Source organism: Aliihoeflea sp. (assembly GCF_052435475.1).
In the GTDB taxonomy this organism is placed as follows: domain Bacteria; phylum Pseudomonadota; class Alphaproteobacteria; order Rhizobiales; family Rhizobiaceae; genus Aliihoeflea.
This window is the reverse complement of sequence record NZ_JBQVMV010000001.1, coordinates 145,504-163,359: the sequence shown is the minus strand read 5'-3', so window position 1 is coordinate 163,359 and position 17,856 is coordinate 145,504. Positions and strand designations below refer to the sequence as shown.

At 65.2% G+C, this 17,856-nt stretch carries 19 protein-coding genes; 10 read left to right on the top strand and 9 right to left on the bottom strand.

Features of this window, described 5'->3' with window-relative positions; genetic code table 11:
- The first annotated feature begins 64 nt into the window (after positions 1 to 64).
- A complete protein-coding gene (locus tag ACT6QU_RS00820) occupies positions 65 to 367 on the top strand; it encodes a hypothetical protein (protein ID WP_444564810.1) in 303 nt (100 codons plus the stop codon).
- Positions 368 to 370: 3 nt separating this feature from the next.
- Here the strand turns inward: ACT6QU_RS00820 and glyS are convergent, their stop codons facing one another.
- The 5 genes from glyS to ACT6QU_RS00795 all read right to left on the bottom strand — a co-directional run bounded on the left by glyS (position 371) and on the right by ACT6QU_RS00795 (position 7,075).
- Positions 371 to 2,869, bottom strand: a complete 2,499-nt coding sequence (gene glyS / locus ACT6QU_RS00815; protein ID WP_444836594.1) for a glycine--tRNA ligase subunit beta — start codon at positions 2,867 to 2,869, stop codon at positions 371 to 373.
- An 81-nt stretch (positions 2,870 to 2,950) separates the two neighbouring features.
- Positions 2,951 to 4,882, bottom strand: coding sequence for a DUF2207 domain-containing protein (locus ACT6QU_RS00810; protein ID WP_444564808.1), 1,932 nt, complete (start codon positions 4,880 to 4,882; stop codon positions 2,951 to 2,953).
- Between the two features lie 8 nt (positions 4,883 to 4,890).
- Positions 4,891 to 5,460, bottom strand: a complete 570-nt coding sequence (locus ACT6QU_RS00805; RefSeq protein WP_444564807.1) for a LemA family protein — start codon at positions 5,458 to 5,460, stop codon at positions 4,891 to 4,893.
- A 66-nt stretch (positions 5,461 to 5,526) separates the two neighbouring features.
- On the bottom strand, positions 5,527 to 6,123 hold the full coding sequence (locus ACT6QU_RS00800) for a cysteine hydrolase family protein (RefSeq protein WP_444564806.1): 597 nt from the start codon (positions 6,121 to 6,123) through the stop codon (positions 5,527 to 5,529).
- A gap of 1 nt (position 6,124) precedes the next feature.
- A complete protein-coding gene (locus ACT6QU_RS00795) occupies positions 6,125 to 7,075 on the bottom strand; it encodes a glycine--tRNA ligase subunit alpha (protein ID WP_444564805.1) in 951 nt (316 codons plus the stop codon).
- Positions 7,076 to 7,210: 135 nt separating this feature from the next.
- Here ACT6QU_RS00795 and ACT6QU_RS00790 point away from each other — a divergent pair, with 135 nt between their 5' ends.
- On the top strand, positions 7,211 to 7,498 hold the full coding sequence (locus ACT6QU_RS00790) for a hypothetical protein (protein WP_444564804.1): 288 nt from the start codon (positions 7,211 to 7,213) through the stop codon (positions 7,496 to 7,498).
- A gap of 251 nt (positions 7,499 to 7,749) precedes the next feature.
- Here the strand turns inward: ACT6QU_RS00790 and ACT6QU_RS00785 are convergent, their stop codons facing one another.
- Together ACT6QU_RS00785 and ACT6QU_RS00780 are read right to left on the bottom strand one after the other, a co-directional pair.
- Positions 7,750 to 9,753: a tetratricopeptide repeat protein gene (locus tag ACT6QU_RS00785; RefSeq protein WP_444564803.1), complete on the bottom strand. Its 2,004-nt coding sequence runs from the start codon at positions 9,751 to 9,753 to the stop codon at positions 7,750 to 7,752.
- Positions 9,754 to 9,877: 124 nt separating this feature from the next.
- The gene (locus ACT6QU_RS00780) at positions 9,878 to 10,894 is read right to left on the bottom strand and encodes a polyprenyl synthetase family protein (RefSeq protein WP_444564802.1); all 1,017 of its coding nucleotides are present in this window, start codon (positions 10,892 to 10,894) and stop codon (positions 9,878 to 9,880) included.
- A 156-nt stretch (positions 10,895 to 11,050) separates the two neighbouring features.
- On the opposite strand from ACT6QU_RS00780, the gene ACT6QU_RS00775 reads away from it, so the two are divergent.
- The 6 genes from ACT6QU_RS00775 (at position 11,051) to moaB (ending at position 14,645) form a co-directional block, all read left to right on the top strand.
- Positions 11,051 to 11,272 carry a putative signal transducing protein gene (locus ACT6QU_RS00775; protein ID WP_024586310.1) on the top strand — a complete coding sequence of 74 codons (222 nt, stop codon included), beginning with the start codon at positions 11,051 to 11,053 and terminating at the stop codon, positions 11,270 to 11,272.
- Positions 11,260 to 12,033: a tRNA1(Val) (adenine(37)-N6)-methyltransferase gene (locus ACT6QU_RS00770; protein WP_444564861.1), complete on the top strand. Its 774-nt coding sequence runs from the start codon at positions 11,260 to 11,262 to the stop codon at positions 12,031 to 12,033. Before ACT6QU_RS00775 ends, ACT6QU_RS00770 begins: the two co-directional genes overlap by 13 nt.
- Positions 12,034 to 12,120: 87 nt before the next feature.
- A complete protein-coding gene (locus ACT6QU_RS00765; protein ID WP_444836595.1) occupies positions 12,121 to 12,975 on the top strand; it encodes a S49 family peptidase in 855 nt (284 codons plus the stop codon).
- 71 nt (positions 12,976 to 13,046) lie between these two features.
- Positions 13,047 to 13,232, top strand: a complete 186-nt coding sequence (locus tag ACT6QU_RS00760; protein ID WP_024586313.1) for a hypothetical protein — start codon at positions 13,047 to 13,049, stop codon at positions 13,230 to 13,232.
- Positions 13,219 to 14,103, top strand: a complete 885-nt coding sequence (locus ACT6QU_RS00755) for a 4-(cytidine 5'-diphospho)-2-C-methyl-D-erythritol kinase (protein ID WP_444564800.1) — start codon at positions 13,219 to 13,221, stop codon at positions 14,101 to 14,103. Before ACT6QU_RS00760 ends, ACT6QU_RS00755 begins: the two co-directional genes overlap by 14 nt.
- Complete coding sequence (moaB, locus tag ACT6QU_RS00750; RefSeq protein WP_444564799.1) at positions 14,100 to 14,645, top strand: molybdenum cofactor biosynthesis protein B; 546 nt, start codon at positions 14,100 to 14,102, stop codon at positions 14,643 to 14,645. The genes ACT6QU_RS00755 and moaB overlap by 4 nt, the downstream gene beginning before the upstream one ends.
- Here the strand turns inward: moaB and ACT6QU_RS00745 are convergent, their stop codons facing one another.
- Entirely contained in the window at positions 14,646 to 15,110 is a 465-nt protein-coding gene (locus tag ACT6QU_RS00745; protein WP_444564798.1) for a glycosyltransferase, read from the bottom strand. It abuts the gene before it with no gap.
- Between the two features lie 136 nt (positions 15,111 to 15,246).
- Between ACT6QU_RS00745 and ACT6QU_RS00740 the strand changes: the two genes are divergently transcribed.
- Both ACT6QU_RS00740 and ACT6QU_RS00735 read left to right on the top strand, forming a co-directional pair.
- Positions 15,247 to 16,401 (top strand): PA0069 family radical SAM protein, encoded by a 1,155-nt coding sequence (locus ACT6QU_RS00740; RefSeq protein WP_444564797.1) that lies wholly within the window; start codon positions 15,247 to 15,249, stop codon positions 16,399 to 16,401.
- 135 nt (positions 16,402 to 16,536) lie between these two features.
- Positions 16,537 to 17,199 carry a ribonuclease HII gene (locus ACT6QU_RS00735; RefSeq protein ID WP_444564796.1) on the top strand — a complete coding sequence of 221 codons (663 nt, stop codon included), beginning with the start codon at positions 16,537 to 16,539 and terminating at the stop codon, positions 17,197 to 17,199.
- Positions 17,200 to 17,370: 171 nt separating this feature from the next.
- On the opposite strand, the gene ACT6QU_RS00730 is transcribed toward ACT6QU_RS00735, so the two are convergent.
- On the bottom strand, positions 17,371 to 17,850 hold the full coding sequence (locus ACT6QU_RS00730) for a F0F1 ATP synthase subunit B (protein WP_024586319.1): 480 nt from the start codon (positions 17,848 to 17,850) through the stop codon (positions 17,371 to 17,373).
- Positions 17,851 to 17,856: the final 6 nt, after the last annotated feature.

Genomic DNA, 17,856 nt, shown 5'->3' with positions numbered 1-17,856 from the left:
CGCGAAATGTTAAGGAGTTCATGCCGTGATGCGGCCATCAGCCAGTCCGATTGCCGGGAAGCCAATGTCACGCGTTCTTCTTGCCACGTCCCTACTCGCCGCCCTGCCGATCGCTGCCGAGGCCGGTTCGATCAGCGTCCTTCAGGAACTGAAGGGGTCGGCGCCGTCGATCATCGAGCGTGGAACGGCGGTGGAGCCGACGGTCGAGGCCGTGGTTCCGACGAAGGCCGAGAAAATGCGCGTGGTCACGCCGATGGTCATGCGTGGCGGGATTTCCGGGGATGCCTCGCCGGTTCTGATACCCAGCGCTTCGCAGGGGCCGGAGGCCGAGTTCGACGCCGAGACGGATGGGGGCGAACTCGACTAAGGCTCAACCTGCGATCTTCGAGAAATCAGCAACCGCGCCTGTCGCCGCGCGGATGCGGGCGAGCAGCGCGAGGCGATTGGCGCGCACGGCCTGATCCTCGTCATTGACCAGCACCGCTTCGAAGAAGGCGTCGACCGGCGCGCGAAGCACCGACAGCGCCAGCATGGCGGCGGAAAAGTCCTGCGTTTGAATCGCTTGCGTCGCGTTCTTCTCGGCCTGGTTCACTGCTTCGAAGAGCGCGCTTTCCTCCGGCTGGCGGAAGAGCGAAGGATCGACGTGAGCGGCGATCGCGGTGCCCTTCTTTTCCTCGGCGGCAAGGATGTTTGCGGCGCGCTTGGTGCCGGCGAGGAGGTTTTTACCGTCTTCGGAATCGAGGAAGATGCCGAGGGCGGCGACGCGGGAGACGATGAGGAGGAGGTCGTCATTGGTCGACGACTGCGTGATCTCCCCCCCTGCGGGGGAGATGCCCGGCAGGGCAGAGGGGGGCAACGTCGAGCGCCCACCTTCAACGCGCGGAGAGGACTGCGGGACAGCGCCCCCCTCTGTCGGCTGCGCCGACATCTCCCCCGCAAGGGGGGAGATTTCGCGCGTACCCCGCGACAGCACCGCGTCGATGAGATCGTGACGCGCGCCCTTGTCGCGCATGTAGACCTTCAGGCGGTCGTGGAAGAAGGAGAGAAGGTCTTTTGCCAACGCCCAAGCAAGCTCGGAAATGCTTTCTGCGAACGCCTTCGCTGCTTCAACGTCTGTCTGACGTCGTGCGAGAGTTGACGTAAACCCTTTATCCACAAGACCGCTGGCCTCCAGCGAGCGAGCCATAGAAAAGAATGTGTCTAGGCTTTTCATTTGCATGGCTGTGAAATGACGCGCTGTCAGCAGCGCTATCCAATAGAGCAAAGCGGAACGTTGACTTGACGAATCCACCGTGAGCCTTACTCCATTTTCCACCACGATCCGGATCACGCCCAGCGCCGCTCTGCGCAGCGCATAAGGGTCCTTGGAGCCCGTCGGCTTTTCGTCGATGGCCCAAAAGCCGACCAGCGTGTCGAGCTTGTCGGCCAAGGCTACGGCGATGGCGACGGGGTCGGTGGGGACGGTGTCGGAGGGGCCTTGGGGCTTGTAGTGGTCTTCGAGGGCGGCGGCGACTGACGCGTCTTCGCCCTGGAGGAGCGCATATTTGCGGCCCATGGCGCCCTGAAGTTCGGGGAATTCGCCGACGATCTCGGTCGTCAGATCGGCCTTGGCCAAGACGGCAGCGCGGGCGGCGAGGTCGGGATCGGCGCCGACGGTGGGGGCGAGTTCGCGCGCAAGCTTGGCGATGCGCGCGACGCGTTCGCCCTGCGTGCCCAGCTTGGCGTGGAAGGTGACGCCGAGATGGTCGAGCCGGGCCATGCGCTGGTCGAGCGGTTTCGTGAGGTCGAGGCCGAATTGTTCGGCCGATGCGCCGAGTTGCCTTAAATCCGGCAGGTCGGCCTGATCGGTCTTCCAGAAGTGGACGGCGTCGGAAAGGCGCGCGCGCACGACCTTGCCGTTGCCGTGGACGATCTCCTTGCCGCCATCGGTCGCTTCGATGTTGGCGGTGAGCAGGAAGCGGTTGGCGAGGCCATCTTCGGCGCCCTGCGGGCGGACGACGAAGCATTTCTGGTTGGCGCGGATGGTGAGGCGGATGACTTCCGGCGGGATGGCGAGATAGTCTTCCTCGAATTCGCCCATCAGCACGACCGGCCATTCGACGAGGCCCGAGACCTCCTCCAGAAGCCCATCGTCCTCGACGAGTTCCAGCCCGGAGGCGAAAGCGAGGTTTTTGGCGTCGTCGAGGATGATGCGCTTGCGGCGCTCGGCGTCGAGCACGACCTTGGCGGCTTCGAGCTTGGCGACGTAATCATCGAAGCGGCGCACGGTGATCGCGTCCGGCGCGTGGAAGCGGTGGCCGTAGGTGACGTTGCCCGAACGGATGCCGTCGATCTCGAAATCGACGACGACCGGCTCCTCGGTTTCGGGGCCGAAGGTGCAGACGATGGACTGCAGCGGGCGGACCCAGCGCATGGAGCCGGGCTTGGCGGAAGCCGCGCCCCAGCGCATCGATTTCGGCCAGGGAAAGGCGCGCACGATTGCGGGCACGATCTCGGCGATGATCTCTTCCGCAGCGCGGCCGGGCTTGACCAGATGGGCGACGTAGAACGCGCCCTTCTTCGGATCGGTGTGGGTGTGGGCCTGGGCGACGTCCGACAGGCCAGCCTTGCGCAGGAAGCCCTGGATCGCCTGTTCGGGGGCCGACACGGACGGACCCTTGATCTCCTCGCGCACGTCCTTCGACCTTGCGGTGAGGCCGCGAATGTCGAGCGTCAAACGGCGCGGCGTCCAGTATTCGGTCGCGGCCTCGTAGGTCAGGCCCGCCTCGACCAGACCGTCCGTGACCAACTTCTTCAAATCGCCGGCCGCCTTGCGCTGCATGCGGGCAGGGATTTCCTCGGAGCGGAGTTCGAGAAGAAGATCAGGCATAATCGGTCACACTGTTGAGAAAGGCGAATTATCACGCGGCTCTACCAAGCTTGCCGCGATTTGTCATGCGGGACAGGGAAATTACCAGCCGCCGCCGCCGCCCCCGCCGCCACCGCCGCCGGAAAAGCCGCCGCCACCTCCCCCGCCACCGAAGCCGGACGACGAACTGGAGGGTGCCGGCAACGAGGCGGTGAAGCTGTCGGAGAGCGAGCCGGCAAGGCCGCCCATGGTCGAGCCGATGGAGCCGCCGTCGAAACCGCGACCGTGATACCAGGACGGCGCGAGATAGCCGGCGGCGGCGCCGGTCGCGGCGGCCGTCGCCAGCCACGTATCGAAGGCGCGCGACCACGGCTTTTCGACGCCGAGCGCGACGGCATAGGGAAGCAGCGTTTCGAAATGGCGCGGCGACATCTGCGGCGCGCCCTGCATGTTCATCCGCTCTTTCTCGGCGACCGTCAGATATTGCCTGAGGCCGGCGATTTCATCCATCGACTTGCGGCCGAGCGGGGTCGGCGCGCCCATCAGGAAGAGGAAGATGACGTTGACCATGACGATGCCGAGGATGGCCGCGATCGGCATGACGTCGCCAGGATCGAGGATGACCGACAGGATCGTGGTGCTGAGGCCGGAAAAGACGACGAAGCCGGCAAAGCCCATCATGACGACCGCCATCAGACGCCCGCCGAGCGAGGTGGCGCTGCGCAGGCGGCGGCCGAAATTGACGGCGAAGACGGAAAGCACGATGGCCGGGATGGCGCCGGCGAACATCAGGCCGAGAAGACCCTCGCTGAGCCCGCCGAAGGCGATGAAGGCGACGAGCGTCAGGACCGAAAGCGCAATTCCGGCAAAGACATAGGCACGGTTGTGACGGTAGAAGCGGTTGCGATGTTCCTTTTCCATCGCGGAGCGGAAGGAAGAGCCGACGGCGATGACGCGCGTGCCGTTCGCCTTGTCGACGGTGAGCGTGTCGCCCTCCTGCGGCAGGTGACCGAGGATCGCCGCTTCGCCGACCGGAAGGTTCGCGGCGGGCTTTGCGGTGCGGCGGATGGTGAGGTCGCCGTCGAGGTCGTCGAGCTCGACATGGCCCTTGACCGCGAGGTTGATCGTCGCGGCGGAGAGCGCGTCCCAGCCCTGCCCGCGAAAGCCGCGTTTGTCGATGTAGTTGGTCAGCGCCGGCGAGATGCCCTGCGGCGGCTCCCAGCGCGGCACAAGGACCCCAGCCGGCGGATCGCGGCCGACGCGCGTCCAGGCCCAGAGGTAGTAGGCGAGGACCACGGCGAGGCCGATCGCGCCGATGAGAAGCGCGCGGTTGTCGCGCAGCCACCATTCGCGCTCCTGCGCGGCGGTGGGCGGCGCAATGGAGCCCTTTGGCATGGCGATGGCGACGGTCAGGCCTTCGCGCGGGGCCAAGGTCTGATCTGCCTCGACGACGATGCGGTTGCCGTCATCGAGCGTTTGTGCGGAGGCGTCCTGTGCCGTCGAGCCGAATGCGCCGGTGTAGAAGGTGACATCGTCGGCCGAGACGCCTTGCGGCAGGCGGATGTCGGCGACGGCGGCGCGGATCGGGAAATCCCAGCCATTGCCGGTGACGTTCCAGTAGAATTCGTCATGGTTGTCGAAGAAGCGGATCTGGCGGCTGGTCTCGTAGGTGATCTCGTAGGTGTGGAGGCCGGGGGCGAGGAGCGTGTCGGCATCGCCGATGCGGATGCGCACGATGCCAGAGCCGCGCTCGGTGGCGTAGGGCTCGGCGTCGCCGTCGCGGGTGACGGAGAGGATGTCGAAATCGACCTCGCGCTCGTTGCCGTCCGCATCCTCGAAACGGAGCGGGAAGTCGCGGAAGATGCCGCGGCGGATCTGGTTGCCTTCTGCGTTGACCGTGATCGTCTCGGTGACTTCGATCGTGCCGTCGGCGGCGAGGTCGATGTCGGCGCGGAAGGTGGTGATTTCTTCTTGCGCCAGCGCGCCGGAGGCGAGCGCCAGCAGGACGAGGAGCGAGGCGAGGATGCGCGTCATGCGAGGGCTCAGGAGAAGGAGACCTTGGGGACGACGCGATCTTCAGGGTTCTCGATCTCGAAATATTCGGCCCTTTCGAAGCCGAAGGCGCCGGCGACGAGGTTGGAGGGGAAGCTCTCGACCTTGATGTTTAGGTCGCGGGCGGCGCCGTTGTAGTAGCGGCGGGACATCTGGATTTCGCCTTCGAGCGTTTCCAGCGTCGTCTGGAGTTGCATGAAGTTCTGGTTGGCCTTCAGGTCCGGATAGGCCTCGGCGACGGCGAGCAGGCGGCCGAGCGCCTGGGAGAGCATGCCTTCGACCTGGGCGCGCCCGGCAACGTCGCCGGCGGGAAGGCTCTGGGCACGGGCGCGCAGTTCGGTCACTTCCTCGAAGGTGCCGCGCTCGTGGGCGGCGTAGCCCTTCACGGTTTCGATCAGGTTCGGGATCAGGTCCGCGCGGCGTTTCAACTGGACGTCGATGCCGCTCCACGCCTCGCGCACGAGCTGGCGGGCGCGCACGAGGCCGTTATAGGTGACGATCGCGTAGCCTGCGACCAACACCAGAAGAATGAGAAGTATCGTGCCGATGCCGAAATCCATGCTGCGCGTCCCCGTTGGCGAGGGGCGCAGGCTAGATCATCGGCAAGGGCTTGGAAAGCGGCGCTCTCAGCCCGCCAGATCGTCCGTGGTGCAGACGATGGCGAAGCGGTCGGCGAGCATGGCGAGTTCGGCGCGGTGGAGGTCGTCCGCCGTCAGCACCTCGCCTTCGGCGCCGGGAACCGGCAGGTCGCGGGTGGCGGAGGCGTCGGAGACGACGACTGTCTGGAAGCCGAGGTCGAGCGCCGCGCGGGCCGTCGACGAGACGCACATATGCGTCATGAAGCCGGCGAGGACGAGGCGCTTGCGGCCCGTCGCGTCGAGCACGTCCTTCAGATTGGTGCCGGCGAAGGCGTTGGGCAGGCCCTTTTCGACGACCGTTTCGCCATCATTCGCCGCCGCCTGATCGGCGAGAGCGAAGGAAGTCGTCGCGGGATCGAACAGACCGCCGGCCTTGCCCTTGTGCTGGACGTGGATCACCGGCGCACCGGCCGCGCGGGCCTTGTCCAGGAGGCGGGCGATGTTCGACAGCGCGGGCGCCGCGCCCGGCAAAGGCAGCTTGCCGTCGACATATTCGCGCTGCGCGTCGATGACGACGAGCGCAGTTTCGGACAGAGCGGGCGGCGTTAGGTTGGCGCCGGCGAGTTCGAGCAGGGTCTTTGCCATCTTATGCAATTTCCAGTTTGAGATTGGCGCCGCCGGCGTCGGTCAGGAGAAACGCCTCGCCGCAGGCCTTAGCCAGATTGCGCACGCGCAGGATATAGCTCTGGCGCTCGGTGACCGAAATCACGCCGCGCGCATCGAGAAGGTTGAAGACGTGGGAGGCCTTGATGGCCTGATCGTAGGCCGGCAGGACCATCTTGTGGAGGGTCGTATCGTCGCCTGCCTTCGGTGCGCCGGCTTCGAGCAGAGCCCGGCATTCGCCTTCCGCATCCTCGAAATGCTTGAACAGCATCGCGGTGTTGGCGTGCTCGAAGTTGTGGCGTGAATATTCCTGCTCGGCCTGCAGGAAGACGTCGCCATAGGTGACCTTCTCCGCGCCCTCGCGGCCGTTGAAATTAAGGTCGTAGACGTTGTCGACGCCCTGCACGTACATGGCGAGGCGTTCGAGGCCGTAGGTCAGTTCGCCGGAGACGGGCGCGCATTCGATGCCGCAAACCTGCTGGAAATAGGTGAACTGCGAGACTTCCATGCCGTCGCACCAGCATTCCCAGCCGAGGCCCCAGGCGCCAAGCGTCGGGCTTTCCCAATCGTCCTCGACGAAGCGGATGTCGTGGACGAGCGGGTCGAGGCCGATGGCCTTCAGCGAGCCGAGATAGAGCTCCTGCAGGTTCGACGGGTTCGGCTTCAGGATCACCTGATACTGGTAATAATGCTGCAGCCGGTTCGGGTTTTCGCCGTAGCGCCCGTCCTTCGGCCGGCGCGAGGGCTGGACATAGGCCGCGTTCCACGGCTTCGGACCCAGCGAGCGCAGCGTGGTGGCCGGGTGGAAGGTGCCCGCGCCGACCTCCATGTCGTAGGGCTGCAGCACGACGCAGCCATACTCGGCCCAGTAATTGTGCAAAGCCAGGATGAGCCCCTGGAAGGAGCGCGAGGGGTGCATGTGGGGGGCGGTCATGAAACTCTTCGTATTCGCCAGCGTGATTGCGGTGAGGTCTACAGCATCGAGGCGGCGCACGTCCAGTTGATCGCGACGGCGCTTGCAAGTTGAGCCGACCGCGCCAATTCTGGCGGGACAGACAGGAGGAATCCAATGAAAACGACATTTCTCGCGACCCTTGCGGCCGGAATCCTGATCGGTAGCGCAGCGCTGGCTCAGAACTTTCCGTCGGGCGGCACCGATGGCTACCAGAACGATCCGGTCACCGGTTATCTATGCGTGACGCCAGCTTGCGACGTGGTGCGCCTGCCCGAGACGAATTGCGTTTGCTCGAAGACGAATCCGGCGGCGCGCAATCTTTCCGAGACACGGCTTCAGTGCTCGATCCGCGAAAATGGGCAGTGGGTGCAGTGCCCGGTTCCGCCGCGGTATGGTGGGTAGGCTCGGCGCGAGGTTGGAGCTGGCGCGAGTTCGGAGCCGCCGAGTGGGCGGAGAGCGTATCGCATGGATTCCTGTGACGAGCACAGGAATGACGGCATCAAGGGATTCTACAATCTCGGACGTCGACGGTTGGTTGAAACGTCAAGTTTAAAATTGCCAGCGCAAATTCAAGCACGTCATTCCTGTGCTCGTCACAGGAATCCATGCCTCGAATCATCAACCCCACTGCGTTTCCGACCCAAGCGCCACCTTCAATTCTGCGGAAGCATCAACGTCTGGCCGGGCCGGAGCAGGTTGGGGTTGCCGCGTAGGTCCGGGTTCAGGTCGAGGATTTCGCCGTAGCGGTTGCCGTCGCCGAGGCGTTCGCGGGCGATGTCCCAGAGCGACTGGCCGGGGCCGACGGCATGGGTGACCTCGTTGGGAGCCGGCGCGACGGGGGCGGTGGTCGCGACCTGCTCGGCGGGTGCTTCGGGCTCGGCCGGGGCTTCGGGTTCGGGCGCGAGGCTGGCGAAGTCCTGCTCTTCTTCCGGCTCGGCGGCGGCTTCGACGAGCCCTTCGCGCAGCTTGCGATTGATGTCCTCGAGCAGGTCTTCCTCAGGCTCCAGGTCGCGTGCGTGGCTCCATTGGAACGTCGCTTCGAGGCGACGTCCGACCTGCCAGTAGGCGTCACCCAGATGGTCATTCAGGATCGCGTCGCTCGGCATCAGGCTGACCGCGCGCTCGAGTTCCGTCACCGCCTCTTCGTAGCGGCCGAGACGGTAATAGGCCCAGCCGAGAGAATCGACGATGTGGCCGTCACTCGGGCGAAGGTCGACAGCCTTTTGGATGAGGGCGAGCCCCTCCTCCAGGTTCATGTTCATGTCGACCCAGGAATAGCCGAGATAGTTCAGCACTTGCGGATGGTCGGGGTAGAGTTCGAGCGCCTGGTTGAAGTTCGGCTCCGCCTTGTCCCACTGCTTGATGCGCTCATAGGCGATGCCGCGCTGGTAATAGAGGTTCCAATCGGCCTCCTCGGGTGTATCGATGCGGGCGACCGCACGGTCATAGACTTCGGCGGCTTCCGCGAATTTCTGCTGCGAGGCGTAAACGCCGCCAAGCGCAAGATAGGCGCGGCGGTCGTCGGGCGCCGCCTCCAGAAGCGGTTCCAGATGTTCGACCGCCTCGTCATGCCGGTCGAGATCCGCGAGGTTCAGGCCCACCTGCAATTCTGAGATCTGCCGGATCGGCGAATCCTGCGCGATACGACCGTAAATTTCGATCGCCTCCTCGGAATTGCGCTGCATTTCGGCGATGCCACCGAGTTGGAGGAGAACCGCGTCGCTCGAGGGCTGAAGCGCCAGCGCATAGTGCAAATAAAGGCGCACGAATGCCTCGCCGCCGCCGCGGTTGAGCGCGGTCGACAGGTTGAGCAGGATTTCGGCTGCGCCAGCTTCGGTGCCGGCGACCAGCGGAGCGATTTCCTCGCCGGCCTCGATCTCTTCCCGCAAGGCGACGACCGTCACCCGGTCGGGCGCGAGTTCGTCGGCCTTAGCAAGGATGTTCAGCGCGGTGTCGTCGTCGCCGTTCGCGGCACGGAAGCGGGCGTAGGCCTCGTGGGCGCGCAGGAACACTTCGGGCGCAGCGCCGCCTGCCTCGAGGCTGATCGTGGTCGCGGAAAAGGCCTGCTCGGCCACGTCGTCGCGACCGGCCTCGGCAGCGATCAACGCGCGGTGATAGTTCACGAAAAGCGCATACCAGGGCGGGCCTTCGACGCCGTCGAGCCGGGCCAGCGCCGCATCGACATCGCCCGAGCCCGCTTCGACCCAGGCGCGCATGATCGAGGTGATCAGCCGGTCGAGATCGGATTCCTGCGCGAACTCGAGCAGTTCAAGGGCGTCGTCGGGCCGGTCCGTACGGATCGCATCGACGGCCAGCGCGAGTTTCGAGAAGCGTTCGATCTCCGGGGTATCGCGCAGATCTTCGGCAAGCGTCAGCGCGTCCTCGAAATCGCCGCGCGAAATCAGGAGCACCATGAGGCTTTGCTGGATCGCCTCGTCGGTCGGATTGAAGGCCAGCGCGCGCTGATAATAGGCGATCGCGCGGTTCACGTCATTGTCGACCTCGGCCGCACGCGCGGCGAGGTAGGCTCCGGCAAAGGAATTGACGCTGATTCGGTCCTGCCCGGCGGCGCCGTCCTGCGCGAATGCAGGGATCGCAGTCGTCAGCCCGAATGCAAGTGCAAGGGCTGCAAGGACTTTATCGGTGGAGCGCGGCATCGCTTCCCTTCCTGATCGAGTTACCCAGTCCGAGGGCTAGGCGTTCATGCAAAGCATGGCCTTTTTGGGGTCACGCTTCAATCGCCCCGCTTTCACGTTCCGGTCACCCGGGCGCGAAACGAGCTCAGGAAACGCGGCTGATACAGAAATCGATGACATCAACCAGCGCGCGCTTTTGCGCACCGTCGGGAAGCGGGGCGAGCGCGTCATGCGCGATGGCGCCGAAATGGCGGGCGCGGGCAATGGTGTCGTTGATCGCACCGTACTTCACCATCAGGCCGCGCGCCTTTTCGAGCGCGGTATCGTCGCTTTGCGCGTCCTCGATGGCGCTCTTCCAGAAGGCGCGCTCTTCGGGCGTGCCGCGGCGGAAGCTCAGGATCACCGGCAACGTGACCTTGCCCTCGCGGAAATCGTCGCCGACATTCTTGCCGAGGTCCTTGGCGTTGCCGCCATAATCGAGCGCGTCGTCGACGAGCTGGAAGGCAAGGCCGAGATTGACGCCGTATGAGCGCAGGGCCGCGCGGTCCGCTTTCGAGGCGACGGCGATGATCGGGCCGACTTCGGCGGCTGCCGAGAAGAGCGCGGCGGTCTTCGCCTTGATGACGGCGAGATAGTCGTCTTCGGTGGTCTCGAGATTCTTGGCGACGCCGAGCTGCATGACCTCGCCCTCGGCGATGACCGAGGCGGCCGATGACAGGACGTCGAGCGCGTCGAGCGAGCCGACATCGACCATGACGCGGAAGGCCTGACCGAGCAGGTAGTCGCCGACGAGGACACTTGCCTGGTTGCCCCAGATCATGCGCGCCGTGCTGCGGCCGCGGCGCAGCGCGCTTTCGTCCACGACGTCGTCGTGAAGAAGCGTCGCGGTGTGCATGAACTCGACCGCCATGGCCAGCTTGACGTGTCCGTCTCCGGCGTAGCCGAACATCTGGGCGGCGGCGAGCGTCATCATCGGCCGCAGGCGCTTGCCGCCTGACGAGATGAGGTGATTGGCGATCTGCGGGATCATCTCGACATTGGAGCCGGCCTTGGCGAGGATCAGCTCGTTCACCTTGGCCATATCGGCGCGCGTGAGTTCCAGCAGCGCATCGATCGATGCCGTGTGCCCGCGCGTGCTGCCGATATTCACTACTACGCTCAAAATCGTCTCCCAAGGGATCTGCCGGACGGCCTGCCGGGGTCGGCGCGGACCTTATGGCGGCGCCTTATTGCGGGCAAGAGGCGAATTGGCGCAAGGCTGGGGTTTCGGGCCACCCGGACGCCCGCTACATAGAGTGGAAACGAGCCGAGGGAAGCCATGAAGGAACTGATGCGCACCAACGATATCGTCCTGATCTCGTTCGTGGAGAGTCTCCTGCGCGACGCCGACATCGATTTCTTCGTCGCCGACCAGAACATGAGCATCCTGGAAGGCTCGATCGGCATCCTGCCGCGCAGGGTGATGGTGACGGATGACGACCACGCACAGGCACGGCGCGTGCTGACCGATGCCGGCATCGTCGACGAATTGAAGCCGTGACATCTAAGACGGTTGACGCCTTTCATCGCGGGCGCTTTCATCTGGTGCAGCCGGCCGGTCGCGGGCATCGCGCCGGGCTCGATGCCATGCTGCTGGCGGCGGCAGTGCCGGACGGGTTTGCGGGGCGCGTCGCCGACCTAGGCGCTGGCGCCGGGGCGGCCGGGCTGGCGGTATTGGCGCGTTCTTCCGATGCTGCGGCGATGCTTGTCGAACGCGAAGGCGAGATGGCGGCATTTGCGCGCGCGACGCTGGAACTGTCGGAGAATGCGGCATTTGAAAGCCGGACAACCGTGATCGAGGCCGACGTGAGCTTGCGCGGCAAAGCGCGGATCGCGGCCGGGCTCGGCGACAATTGCTGCGACTTCGCCATCATGAACCCGCCCTATAACGACGCCGCCGACCGGGCTTCGCCGGACGCGCTGCGCCAGGCGGCGCATGTGATGACGGACGGGCTGTTCGAGGAATGGGTTCGCACGGCAGCGGCCATCGTGCGGCCGCGCGGGGGGCTTGCGATCATTGCGCGCCCGGCGTCGCTCGCTGCGATGCTGGCGGCGATCGACGGCCGGTTCGGCAGCGCGGAACTGATGGCCATCCACCCGCGGCCGGGCAAGGCGGCGATCCGCATCGTGATGCGCGCCTGGCGGGGCCAGCGCGGCACGCTCTCGATGCTACCGCCGCTGACGCTGCACGGCGAGACGGGCAACGGGTTCACGCCCGAGGCGGAGGCGGCGATCAACGGCGAGCGTGCGCTGTTCGCCTGACCGGCGCATCCCGACGGCTCCCCATGCGTGCATTGCGCAGCCGTGCGCCAGCCCTACATGGAGAGGGCAACAGGAGACCGACCGAACGTGCGACGCCTCGTCAACAAGATCCTTCCGAAATCCCTTCGCTCGACCGCCGTCACCATCCCGGTGATCCGGCTGCATGGCGCGATCATGTCAGGCGCGAGCCCGCTCAGGCAGAACCTTTCTCTGGCGACGACGGCTGGGCTGATCGAAAAGGCATTCGCCGTGCAGGACGCGCCGGCCGTTGCGATCTCCATCAATTCGCCGGGCGGCTCTCCCGTGCAGTCGCGGCTGATCTACAAGCGCATCCGTGACCTGGCGGTCGAGAAGAACAAGACCGTTCTCATCTTCGTCGAGGATGTCGCGGCATCGGGCGGCTACATGATCGCCTGCGCCGGCGACGAGATTTTCGCCGACCCCTCCTCCATCGTCGGCTCGATCGGCGTCGTCTCCGCCTCGTTCGGCTTCCAGGACCTGATCAAGAAGATCGGCGTCGAACGGCGGGTGCATACGGCCGGGCAGAACAAGTCGGTGCTCGACCCGTTCAAGCCGGAGCGGCCCGAGGACATCGAGAAGCTGAAGGCGTTGCAGCTCGAGGTTCACGAGACGTTTATCGACCTGGTGCGCGAGCGGCGCGGGGCGAAACTGGCCGACCATCCCGACCTCTTCACCGGGCTGTTCTGGACCGGGCGCAAGGGGATGGAGCTCGGCCTCGTCGACCATCTGGGCGATATGCGACAGGTGCTGAAGGACCGCTACGGCGACAAGACGCGGATGCAGCTCATCACCATGCCGCGCGGGCTTTTCGGCCGTAAGCTCGGCATTGGCGGGCTTAGCCAGGAGATCGCGCATTCGGCAGCACAGGGCATTGCCGATACGGCGAGCGAACGGGCTCTTTGGAGCCGCTACGGGCTTTGATCGCGATCACGAAAATGCCTAGTATGTGTTCTGTCATGCCCACTGCGTGATGATCGGAGCGGATGAACGCGATGCCCCAGCTACTCTTCTTCGCGGCCGTCGGAGCCGCAGCGGTGCTCGGCTACCGGCGCTTCATTCGCGAAGCCGAGAAGATCACGGCGCGCGCGCGACGCAACGAGAGCGAAGCGCGTACCGGCGCGATCGGGACGCTTGTGAAGGACCCGGCGACCGGCGAGTACCGGGTTGCCAAGGACTGAGCCTGACACGGCCGGCGTGATCGAGCGGCTGCGCCTCTGCGCCCCGGCGAAGATCAACCTTGCGCTGCATGTGACCGGCAGGCGAGCGGATGGGTATCATCTGCTCGATACGCTCGTCGTGTTCACGCGGTTTGGCGACGAATTGGAGATCGGGCCGGCCGCTGCGGACAGTTTTCAGGTCGAGGGGCCGTTTGCGACAGGCGTTCCGACGGACGCAAGCAATCTCGTCATCAAGGCGCGCGATGCAATTCGCCAAGCACAAGGCGTGCGCGGGCCGCTGGCGTTGCGGCTGACGAAGAATTTACCGCCGGCTTCGGGCATCGGCGGCGGGTCGAGCGATGCGGCGGCTTGTCTTGCCGGGATGGCGAAGGGCGATCGGGCCGCTATCGGGCTGAGGCTGGGCGCTGATCTGCCGATGTGCCTTGCTGCCGAGCCGCTGCGCGCGCGTGGGATCGGCGAGCGGATCGATCTTGTGCAGAAATTTCCCGCCCTGTCGCTGGTGCTTGTCAATCCGGGCGTCGAGGTGCCGACTTCGGAAATCTTCCGCCGCCTCCCCTCGCCCGACAATGCGCCTCTGCCGGGCCTGCCCGAAGGCGACGTGGTCGAATGGCTGCGTGGAACGCGAAACGATCTGCAGGCGCCGGCTATCGCCTATGCGCCGCAGATCGGGGAGTGCCTGGAACTGCTCGAACGGTCCGGCGCCGACTTCGCGCGGATGTCGGGATCAGGCGCGACTTGTTTCGGCATATTTGCAGATAGCGACCGGGCCGAACGGACGGCGGAACGAATGCGGGCCGCGAAGGGTTCGTGGTTCGTGGTCGCCACGCAAAGCCACGCCTCTGGAAGCTTCAAAAGACGGATCGAACCATGAGCGAACGCCCCTTCATCACCGTCACCTTCGCCGTGCTCACGGTTTCGGACACGCGCAGCCTCGACGAGGACAAGTCCGGCGCGACGCTCGTCGAGCGGATCAAGGCGGCGGGCCACGAAGTTGCGCAGCGCGACATCGTCAAGGACGACATCGCGGCGATTCGCGCCAAGGTGAATTCGTGGGCTCGGGACGAGGCGATCGACGCGATCATCACCACGGGCGGGACTGGCTTCACAGGGCGCGACGTGACACCCGAAGCGCTGGAGCCGCTGTTCGAAAAGCGCATGGAGGGGTTTGCGGCGCTGTTCCACAAGATCTCGGCCGACAAGATCGGCACTTCGACGATCCAGAGCCGCGCGACGGCGGGGCTGTTGAACCAAACCTTCGTCTTCGTGCTGCCAGGCTCGCCAGGCGCCTGCCGCGACGCCTGGGACGGCATACTGAAGGACCAGTTCGACTATCGCCACATGCCGTGCAATTTCGTGGAGATCATGCCGCGGCTGAACGAGCACCTGAAGCGCGGCGCAGGCCAGATCGTCTGATCAGACGGCGTGGATTTCGGCGCGCAGGCGAAGCGGCCTGCCCTTCGTCGGCATGCTCTTTCGCATGAGAAGGCCCTCGGCGATGCGTTCGCGCCGCGTCAGCCAATTCGACCAGAACGGCAATTCCGTCTGACGCGAGCGCGAGAAGGTCGCCGGACCGTTGGCAACCGCGACATGCTCGCGCGCCGCCTCGACCCAGCCGGGAACGAGGCGCGCGCCGGGCTTCAGCAGCAGGACCCAGTCGCTGCGCGCCTTGGCCAAGGCGTCTTCGCCGCGAGTTTCCGCAAGGAAGACGCAGCCCGCGTGTTCGGCCACCGTTTCGGTGCCATCGGACGAGCCTAGATCGCAGACGATGACCTCGCGCACCAGACCCTCGACGGCGCCGGTCACGAGCGAGGCGAGCGTCTTCGCCAGGCGCTCCTCGTCGTTTTTCGTCTCGATCAATACGGAGATCATGCCCTTCATTAGCGCAGTCTGAATGAGGTGGCCAGATGCGCGAACGCGAAGAAAGTTCTTTCTTTGTTCTTTTTCAATAGATAGGAATTGTTTCATCGAAACGCCGATTCCCAGAGCGCCCCCGACGCGGCGCCAGGAGAACGACATGGAACAGATCAGACGAGCCGACGTTGCCGCTTTCACAAGCGGAGATGCGCATATGGCCAATGCGATGATCGAGGAAAGCGGCCTGCGCGTGGTGCCGGACAGGCGGCGTGGGCGTGGCGCGGGCGTCAATCCAAGTGGGCGCTTCGAGAAGTTCGAGCGGCACGTCTTCGACGATGGCTGGAACTCTTTCGAGGAACTGCCGCCGTTCAAGACGGACGTGCAGATCGAAAAGCCGCGCACGATCATCACCCGCAACGATTCGCCCGACATTTCCTTCGACCGCTCCATCAATCCTTACCGCGGTTGCGAGCACGGCTGCGTCTACTGCTTCGCGCGGCCGACGCACAGCTATATGGGGCTTTCGGCGGGGCTGGATTTCGAATCGAAGCTCTTCGCCAAACCTGATGCGCCGCGCCTTCTGGAGAGGGAGCTGGCGAAGGACGGCTACCAGCCGAAGACCATCGCGATCGGCACCAACACGGACCCCTACCAGCCGATCGAGAAGGAATGGCGCATCATGCGCGAGTTGCTGGAAGTGCTCGAGCGGCACAACCATCCGGTCGGCATCGTGACCAAATCGGCGCTGGTCATGCGCGACATCGACATCCTGTCGCGGATGGCGGAGAAGGGTCTCGCCAAGGTGGCGCTGTCGGTGACGACGCTCGACCGCAAATTGGCGCGGGCCATGGAGCCGCGAGCAGCGACGCCGCCGCGCAGGCTGGAGGCCGTGCGGGCGCTGTCGGAAGCCGGCATCCCGACTTCGGTCATGATCGGCCCGGTCATTCCCGGCCTCAACGATGCGGAGATCGAGCGCATCCTCGATTCGGCCGCGGCGGCCGGCGCGAGGGAAGCGGGCTACGTCATCCTGCGCCTGCCGCTGGAGGTGAGCTCGATCTTCAAGGACTGGCTGTTGCAGCACTATCCCGACCGCTATCGGCACGTGATGTCGCTGGTGCGCTCAATGCGAGGCGGCAAGGACTACGATGCCGAATTCGGCAAGCGGATGAAGGGCGCGGGGCCCTATGCCTGGCAGATCGGGCGGCGGTTCGAACTTGCCGCCAAGCGGCTCGGGCTCAACACGCAAAGGCTGAAGCTGCGCACCGACCTGTTCGTGCCACCTTTGAAGCAAGGGGAGCAGTTGACGCTCCTCTGAAGATTGCACTCCTACCGTCGTTTTCTGTTCCGTCCGGCTTGTCCCCAATCATTGCCCGACGGTGTCCTTCCCGCTCCGCCCCACGGCCGGGAAGGACTTGCGGAGAATCGGACGCAATGCGAGCATTGCCGCAACATGGCTCGCCCGCGCTCCGATTCTCCGCTTCTCTTCGACCTGCCCGTCCGCCCGGATTTCCGGATGGAGCTCGCTGCCGAGCGCGAGGGCCTGTGGCCCGTCTGCGGGACCGACGAGGCCGGACGTGGGCCGCTTGCAGGACCGGTGGTCGCGGCGGCCGTGATCCTCGATCCCAAGCGCATCCCGAAGGGGCTCGACGATTCCAAGCGGATGACGCATGGCGAACGCGAGACGCTCTTCGACGAAATCCTGAAGAAGGCGCTGGCGGTTTCGGTGGCCTCGGTTTCGGCCGATTCGATCGATTGTTCGGATATCCGCAAGGCGAGCCTCGAAGCCATGTGCCGGGCGGTGACGCTTCTGGCGGTCGAGCCGAAGCTGGTGCTCGCCGACGGACGCGACATCCCGCCGGGCCTCAAGTGCGACGGCAAGGCCGTGGTCAAGGGCGACCAGCGCTCGCAGTCGATCGCTGCGGCGTCGATCATCGCCAAGGTGACGCGCGACCGGATGATGTCGCGAACGGCGACGATCCATGTGTCGTACGGGTTCGAGGTGCATATGGGCTATGCGACCGTGCGTCATCGGACGGCCATTGAGGTGCACGGACCGGCAGCGCGGCTGCATCGGCTGTCGTTTGCGCCGTTCAGATTGGACGCTGCGGAGTAGCGTCGCTTTTCGGCGGAGGTCACAGGCCCCCTCACCGTCTCGGGCTTTGCCCGAGCCACCTCTCCCCCATTTCATGGGGGCGAGGAAACGCCTTCATCGAATCGCGCAGCCGACTTGGCAACAAAAAACCCCGCCGGAGCGGGGTCTTTCAAAGTTCTGCCCTGACCGGGGTCAGTTCATGCGAGCCTTCACGTCGTCGAGGGACGACTTGAAGAGCTGCGCCTTGACATCGGCATCGGCGCGTTCGTCGAGCAGCTTGGCCGCAGCGGCGACCGCGATGTCGACGGCGTTGGAGCGGACGGCGTTGACGGCGTCGCGCTCGGCCTGGGCGATCTTCTGCTCGGCGAGCGTAGTGCGACGGGCGACGTATTCCTGCGTCCGTGCCTTGGCTTCCTCGACCAGATGGTTGGCTTCGCGCTTGGCGGCGGCGACGATGTCGCCCGCTTCCTGCTCGGCTTCCTTGCGCTTGCGCTGATACTCGGCGAGGAGCTGCTGCGCTTCTTCACGCAGGCGGCGTGCCTCTTCGAGTTCGTTGCGGATGCGCTCGGCGCGCTGGTCGAGCGTTCCGCCGATCTTGCCCGGCACCTTCAGGAAGACGATCAGTCCTATGAAGATGACGAGGGCGACTGTTGCCCAGAAAGTGGCGTCCATGGCGGG

What these genes read in the sequence shown, in the direction of transcription:
- ACT6QU_RS00820 (WP_444564810.1), top strand. Translation starts at nt 65, where the DNA reads ATGTCACGCGTTCTTCTTGCCACGTCCCTACTCGCCGCCCTGCCGATC.
- glyS (WP_444836594.1), bottom strand. Translation starts at nt 2,869, where the DNA reads ATGCCTGATCTTCTTCTCGAACTCCGCTCCGAGGAAATCCCTGCCCGC.
- ACT6QU_RS00810 (WP_444564808.1), bottom strand. Translation starts at nt 4,882, where the DNA reads ATGACGCGCATCCTCGCCTCGCTCCTCGTCCTGCTGGCGCTCGCCTCC.
- ACT6QU_RS00805 (WP_444564807.1), bottom strand. Translation starts at nt 5,460, where the DNA reads ATGGATTTCGGCATCGGCACGATACTTCTCATTCTTCTGGTGTTGGTC.
- ACT6QU_RS00800 (WP_444564806.1), bottom strand. Translation starts at nt 6,123, where the DNA reads ATGGCAAAGACCCTGCTCGAACTCGCCGGCGCCAACCTAACGCCGCCC.
- ACT6QU_RS00795 (WP_444564805.1), bottom strand. Translation starts at nt 7,075, where the DNA reads ATGACCGCCCCCCACATGCACCCCTCGCGCTCCTTCCAGGGGCTCATC.
- ACT6QU_RS00790 (WP_444564804.1), top strand. Translation starts at nt 7,211, where the DNA reads ATGAAAACGACATTTCTCGCGACCCTTGCGGCCGGAATCCTGATCGGT.
- ACT6QU_RS00785 (WP_444564803.1), bottom strand. Translation starts at nt 9,753, where the DNA reads ATGCCGCGCTCCACCGATAAAGTCCTTGCAGCCCTTGCACTTGCATTC.
- ACT6QU_RS00775 (WP_024586310.1), top strand. Translation starts at nt 11,051, where the DNA reads ATGAAGGAACTGATGCGCACCAACGATATCGTCCTGATCTCGTTCGTG.
- ACT6QU_RS00760 (WP_024586313.1), top strand. Translation starts at nt 13,047, where the DNA reads ATGCCCCAGCTACTCTTCTTCGCGGCCGTCGGAGCCGCAGCGGTGCTC.
- moaB (WP_444564799.1), top strand. Translation starts at nt 14,100, where the DNA reads ATGAGCGAACGCCCCTTCATCACCGTCACCTTCGCCGTGCTCACGGTT.
- ACT6QU_RS00745 (WP_444564798.1), bottom strand. Translation starts at nt 15,110, where the DNA reads ATGAAGGGCATGATCTCCGTATTGATCGAGACGAAAAACGACGAGGAG.
- ACT6QU_RS00740 (WP_444564797.1), top strand. Translation starts at nt 15,247, where the DNA reads ATGGAACAGATCAGACGAGCCGACGTTGCCGCTTTCACAAGCGGAGAT.
- ACT6QU_RS00735 (WP_444564796.1), top strand. Translation starts at nt 16,537, where the DNA reads ATGGCTCGCCCGCGCTCCGATTCTCCGCTTCTCTTCGACCTGCCCGTC.
- ACT6QU_RS00730 (WP_024586319.1), bottom strand. Translation starts at nt 17,850, where the DNA reads ATGGACGCCACTTTCTGGGCAACAGTCGCCCTCGTCATCTTCATAGGA.